The organism is Streptomyces sp. NPDC056527 (assembly GCF_042794475.1).
In the GTDB taxonomy this organism is placed as follows: Bacteria; Actinomycetota; Actinomycetes; order Streptomycetales; family Streptomycetaceae; genus Streptomyces.
On record NZ_JBHTTQ010000014.1, the window covers coordinates 110183 to 116182 of the forward strand.

Annotated in this window: 6 protein-coding genes; 3 read left to right on the plus strand and 3 right to left on the minus strand. The window is 65.8% G+C overall.

The genetic code is table 11. From position 1 onward, the window contains the following. Positions 1-143: 143 nt before the first annotated feature. On the minus strand, positions 144-557 hold the full coding sequence (locus tag ACFQ7Q_RS11035) for a DUF6086 family protein (protein WP_383552327.1): 414 nt from the start codon (positions 555-557) through the stop codon (positions 144-146). A gap of 135 nt (positions 558-692) precedes the next feature. On the opposite strand from ACFQ7Q_RS11035, the gene ACFQ7Q_RS11040 reads away from it, so the two are divergent. After that, positions 693-1157, plus strand: a complete 465-nt coding sequence (locus tag ACFQ7Q_RS11040; RefSeq protein ID WP_383552329.1) for a hypothetical protein — start codon at positions 693-695, stop codon at positions 1155-1157. Positions 1158-2110: 953 nt separating this feature from the next. Here the strand turns inward: ACFQ7Q_RS11040 and ACFQ7Q_RS11045 are convergent. Continuing rightward, the gene (locus ACFQ7Q_RS11045; protein WP_383552332.1) at positions 2111-2950 is read right to left on the minus strand and encodes a hypothetical protein; all 840 of its coding nucleotides are present in this window, start codon (positions 2948-2950) and stop codon (positions 2111-2113) included. A 378-nt stretch (positions 2951-3328) separates the two neighbouring features. After that, positions 3329-4591, minus strand: coding sequence for a PIN domain-containing protein (locus ACFQ7Q_RS11050; protein WP_383552335.1), 1263 nt, complete (start codon positions 4589-4591; stop codon positions 3329-3331). 233 nt (positions 4592-4824) lie between these two features. On the opposite strand from ACFQ7Q_RS11050, the gene ACFQ7Q_RS11055 reads away from it, so the two are divergent. Together ACFQ7Q_RS11055 and ACFQ7Q_RS11060 are read left to right on the plus strand one after the other, a co-directional pair. Next, entirely contained in the window at positions 4825-5256 is a 432-nt protein-coding gene (locus tag ACFQ7Q_RS11055; RefSeq protein WP_383552338.1) for a hypothetical protein, read from the plus strand. Between the two features lie 260 nt (positions 5257-5516). Then, positions 5517-5942 carry a hypothetical protein gene (locus tag ACFQ7Q_RS11060; protein WP_383552341.1) on the plus strand — a complete coding sequence of 142 codons (426 nt, stop codon included), beginning with the start codon at positions 5517-5519 and terminating at the stop codon, positions 5940-5942. Positions 5943-6000 lie beyond the last annotated feature (58 nt).

The following is a 6000-nucleotide window of genomic DNA, read 5'->3' on the forward strand; positions in this document are numbered from 1 at the left end:
CCACTGACATCATGATCCGTGAGCCTCCACGGACGGTGGACCAGAGCCGGTTTCGGCTCTGTTCACTTTCCGTGAAGCGTGCACCGCGGGTGACGGTCGGAGGCAATCCCGGCTGTCGGGCCACGGGTGTCGAAGGACGAGCCTCAGGTCGCCACGTACCGGGTGAGCTCGCGTGACTTCTGCTGTAGTGCGGCTGTCCACTCCTTCGCATGGGGATCCGAAGCTGTCTGGAGATAGTCGCTCTCGGCGCGCTCGGCAGCCTGCCAGTTCACCTCGATGCTCGCTTTCTCAGCCAAGGCCAGCACCGTGGCAACGAACCCTTCGGACAGAGCGGCCATGACGGCATGCCTGGTTTCGCTATGCCAGGCGAGCAGCGCGTCGACGAACACTGCGAATGCGATGGGGTCGATCTGACACTCGTCCGCCTCCATGGGGCCGATGCCGGACGGCAGACCCACTTCGGCTTGATAGACGGTGACCTGGTTCATGAACAGCCGGGACGCCCCGTTGGACGGGTTCCACAGAGCTTGGTCGCCCACTTTGTAGTACTGGCTCACGTCAGCCTCTCACCGCTGGTTATAGGGCTCGACATTACGGTCAGTCAGTCCTCAACGGAAAGTGAGCCAGACCTCGTTCTCGTGTACAGAGCCAGGCGTACGCGGTTCCGGGCCGGCCGCCACCGCAAGCGGACCGTGGATCGGGCTCCAACCCTCGGCGACGGGCAGGCGACCACCGCATGGGACATCGAGGTGCACGGCCCACAGGCCGACGCGATCCCGGACGCCCCCGGCCACTTCTGCCTCCTGGAGGACGCCCACGCCGAGTACCAGCGGCACAGCTGGACCGCGGCCCGCCCGGCCTTCCCCAGCACCAGGACCACCGCGCCGCTCCCGGCAACCTGTCCCACCCCCGACGTCGACCACTACGGGAAGTGCGGGACGACCGTCGCGACCGGAGGCTGGATGATCGCCTCGCTCGGACTGTCCTGCCCCGACTGCTACGACGTGATGTCCGGCGAGCCCGGCCGCCACGACTTTCGGTACTACCGGCAGGGTAGCCAGGAGCCGGCCATCCGGTGCGCTTCGGAGGTGGGCAAGCCCATATGGACGGGGCGCCGCGACAGTTGCACCGGAAGGGGGCTGGAGGGTTGCACGTAGAGGTGCACTAGGAGTTGCACCGGAAGTGTGACCGGGAGGGGGACCCCCACTTTTGCGATCTTGAGCATCGTGCCTGGTCAGCCCCCGTGGGCAAGCCCCCTCGCCACGACGACACCTCTTTCTCCGCGATAGCCGGAGGAAGAGGCCTGCTTCCTGTCGGGGCCGGGCCGGCCTTCACCACCACGGTCCAGCCCCGCTCAGCTCAGGCCAGCACGGACCGGCCCCGACAGCCTGGTCCGCAGCCCGGCCCGCTCCCCGTCACCGCCCCGAGCCCGGAGCCGCCCTGCCATGCGGCCTGACCGGACACACCGCGTGCGCCCGCGCGTGAAGACGTCCCCGGACATGCCGAAGCGGCCCCACCGAAAGGCGAGGCCGCTTCGGGTGAAGCTGACTCAGTGCATGTCCCAGTCGACGCGACGGCGCTGGGGGAGCGGCGGCTCGACGCCGAGTCGCAGTGCCAGCCGGACCGCCACGTGGTCCCGCTGGGGTCACGGCACAGGGCCTGGCCCCGGGGTCCGGCCCCGCCCTAGTCCACTCGACCCGCATGGTCTGCGGGGCCGGCTGGGCGGCTGCCTTCCTCGGCTTGGAAGGAGGCGAGTTGGCGATACAGGCTGAACCATGGGGTGTGGGGCGGAAGTAGACGTGAGTGATAAATGCAATGTATAGTTGTCTTGTCGTTCGGGGTGGCAACCAGCCGACCGCGGTGTGCGTGGACTTGATCCACAAGATCGAGGTCCAGAAGGAAGAAGGCGAGGTAGACGTCCGAGCCCTGTTGCAGGACACCCCGCGTGCGGTCGTCCGTCCTCGGGGATCGACCCGAACTTCTGCCGCGATCGAGGGGGCCTGTGCTGTGTTCGCACCTCCGAGACCTCGGGCGCTGTGGGATGTCGGGTGTCTTGGAGGGGTTGGCCGGGGGCGGGGCCTGAACGGGGTCTGTTGCTGGGCGGGTGCCGCTAACTCCGCATTGTCGGTAGGCGTTGACCAGTGATCGTCAGCGAGATGTCGTGGGCGAGTCCGAACCACTCGGTCACGCGATTTACGTCTCGATGGAGTTCAGCGTTGGCCCGATTCCATGTGCTGGGGCGCTCGCCCTGCAAGCCGGCGGTGTACATGGACGTGATCGCCCTGAAGCGACTTGCGTCCGGTGGTCCTTGTGGAGCGGTAGATACGAGATCGTCAATGATCTTGTTGAGGGCCAGAGCGTCTCGCGAATCAATCCAGGGCAGCCCAGCAGCCTCGGCGAGCGGTCGGCATTCTTGGTCGATCACCTGCCATTGCCTTGCAAGGTGTTCAGCCCACTGGCTGAGTAGAGGAGTCAATCGGTTCCGGAGGGCCATCAGATTGGCGGCCGCGGTCTCCACCTCGGCAGGATCCGCTGCCATGCCCTGCATCAGGAGGTCACCCAGCCGGGCGTTTTGCCATATCAGCCTCTCCAGCCACAGATGTGTATGCCTCCGTTCTGTGGAAGTGAAGAGGTCCTGAAACGCGTCGACGAACGCCTTCACAGACGCTGCCGTGCGTCGGTGTGCGGCCCGACGCTCCGCGACCTCTGCCTGCATGCCGCTTAGGTGGGTGAGGACGACGAGAGCGAGCGGAACGCCGAACAGCAGGCTAGCGAAGCTTGAGGCAAGGTTCGTCAGGAAGCTGCGATCATCCCACCAGCCGTGTCCGTCGCCGTAGACGCCCAGTCCGATGGCGAGAGAACCGAGTGGGATGCTGACGTAAACGACACATCTGATCGCGCGCGGGGTGTCTAGCCACCATATCCGTGCCGACCTCAACCGTCCCGACAAGGTCCCCCCTTGATCGTGCCTCCTGGGCGCGACACTAGCGGTTGAGACGGTTCAGGGTGTCGGCCATGGCTACGCCCGCCTCCGTGCCCTTGGCGCTCTGCGCTGCCGGGGCGCGGTCTGGTCCGTGCCGAGCTCCGGCGCAGTACCGGAAAGCCGTTGTAGGGCGCACCTTTTCACACCCTGACTGACTGACTGACTGGTTGCGGCAGTCGGCCGACACCGAGAGCACACCTCTGTGAGAGATGGAGTCACCATGGTCCGCATGCCCGACGCCCTGCTGATCACCGCCGAGGCGGACATCGTCCCGGTCGACCTGCCCGCGGACTCCCAGTCCCGACTGACCGTCATGGCGCCCGGGCGCATCGGCCCGTGGTCGCCTCACTGGTCGTCGCTCTGCTCGTCCTCCGGCTGCTCTACTTCGGGCAGGCCGGTACCCAGCGGCGGGTAGTGCTTGACCTGGAGAGGCTGGTACGGGGGGTACTGCGACAGGTCCACATCTGAGCTCTGTTGCATCAGATTCGGGAACGAGATCAGCGCCCCTAGAAGTACCTCGACCCAGGTGGGCTTGCGGCCTTCCTCCGCAGCGATTTGGATGGCGCGCTGGACGTACTCTGCGCTCGTCATCATGGGTGGCCAGTTGATGACCGAGGCATCCTCGACGGGTACTGCCCTGGACGACTTGATGATCCGCGGCTTGTGGTCGTCCCCGGTGCGGGCGGGGAACAGGATTCGGGTCTCCCAATTGCACGCAGCTTGCACCGGCGTCTTGCTGATGGCTAGGCCGACGAACTGCCAGCGGGCGGTGGCCACGATCCAGCTTTTTGAGCCGAGTTGGTAGGCCTCAACGTCGCTGACGTCGACGAGTTGCACGCGGACTTCCGTTGGGAAGGCCCACGTCTGGGCCGTGATGGCCTCCCCCTCGCGAGTTCGGACGTGGATGGGCGAGGTGCCGCGGCTCCAGAGCTTTTGTGCACGGAGGGCGACATACTCCGTGTGGAACTCAAGGAGGCCACGCGCGTCGGCCTCGTCGACCGGGGCCTTCGGAGCGATTGTCTCCAGAAGCTCGTCAAGGTTCGTGAGGTGAACGAAGCGGGCGCCCAGGTCGGCTACGTCGTCGTCCATGGGCGGGGGGTAGCTGCTGCCCTTGGTGAAGTCCTTGTGGTTGTTGCTGACGAAGTAGACCTTCTGGTCGGGGTGGTCCCGTGCATACTCCACGGCCGTCAGCCAGATCGCGACGTCCCGTGCGCCGACCTTCACCTTCTTGTCACCTTCGCCCTTCGTGGTGGCGGGCGGCAGCACGTTGGCCTCCCGGTACAGGCCCTCCAGGGCCGCGTCACCGCTCGTCGTAAGTACGTCCAGGAAGCTGTACTTCTTCCGCCACATCTGCCGCACACCCTCGGCGTCGGGCTCCTCGAGCTTCGGCTCCGTGCGGTGGCTCCGGTGTGTGAGCTTTCGGAGTGAGCTGGCCGCGGCCCGGTGCGCCTCGACGTACTCCAGGGCCTTCTGGGCCGCGAGTTCCTCTACCGCCACTGAGGGTGCTCCGACGCGCTCTGTCCCGGTTGCCACGATGGCGCGGAGAACTTCCACTTCGCTGCCGTCGAGGCGCATACCCCGTATGACGCACGTGTCCAGAATAATCATGCCGTTGCCCTAGCTCTAATGATGTGTCCGGCAACGACTAGCACCTGGAGAGGGTCGCTCGCAGTTGAGTTGACAGATCAGCCACGCCCCCGGGTGCGGCCCCAGGCTCGCCCCGGCCCCCAGACCGTCCAGACAGCCGAAGGGCCACACCTGTCCAGTCGAGTGGTGCGTTGCTTCCGTGGTGGGCCTCTAGGGCGTGTATCGGAAGCGGATCATGCGCATAGGGTGTCGGCATGTCGCTGAGCCACATATCCCTCTCGTCCGGTCGTTCGATCGAGCTCACCGAGCTGCGGATGTCTACGACCTATGGGGGGATGCTGGAGGGCTATCCGTGCCAGCGCATCAACGACATGAAGGTCAGCGGCCTCCTGCGACAGGCCGAGTATGCGTTCTCCTTCGCGCCAGTTCATCTCGTTCCGCCCTCCCGCGAGTACCCGGACCAGACCGCCGGCGCCTTCGGCCCCGTTGAGGTGCTGCCTTCAGTGGCTTGCATCGGTGTTTTCGGCTCTACAGCGGTCGATCCTGAAATCGACGCAGTGCTGCACCGCTCCGCTCTCATCGTGGCCTGGTTCCAGGCCACCCCGGATGTCCCGTCGGGCGAAAATGCTGATCTTGCTCTTCGCGGCATTCGCTGGGAAGAGCTGGCCCAGGACTACGAGCTCTAGGGACACGTGCTGATCACAGCCACTCGTTGATGGCCGCTACGAGGACAGCGGCTGGCTTTGTTCACGTTCAGCAGCAGCGTTTGTCTGCCGGTTTGGGCGTCAGTTGGTGATCACTGGGCCATGGAATGTTCACGAGAGATAGCGTCAGCGCATGGACCAGCGCGGCCTGGACCGCCGGCTCGGGTGTCAGGGGACATGCTGGCGCCCCGGAAGGACGTTCGCCGCCTGCCGTCTAACCTCTCCTCTTGAGGGGTGGGATTATGGAAAAGTCGATCTTGGTTGAGTCCATCAGGTACTCCGCTGTGTGCCAGGGATGCGGTGCCGAGGCGGAGTGGTGCGGTGTTCAGGCACTGGTGGGCGAGGCACTGCGGTGGGATGTTGAGACGACGTGTCCGGCCTGCGGGTTTGCCCTGGCTGTGTGTGGCGGTGACCTGCCGGAGGAACTGCGGGGCCAACTGCTCTCCGAGCACGGGCGGGCAAGGTTGCGGGTAGCCCCGTCGACGAGGAACGCCGCCATCATGCGGGTGCTGCGGGCGGAACTCGGCATCGGCCTGGACGGCGTCCGAGCCGTGCTGGAGCAGGTCTTGACCGGGCAGTACTCAGGGACCCTGCCCGAGATGGAGCTCCTGGCGCGGAAGCTGCGGGCATCAGGCATCGAAGCGGCCGCTTCGCGGACGGTGGATTGAGTGAGCCTGCCAGGCGGAACGGCTGGGTTCGGCGAGGACGGCCCGCCGCCCGGAGGGC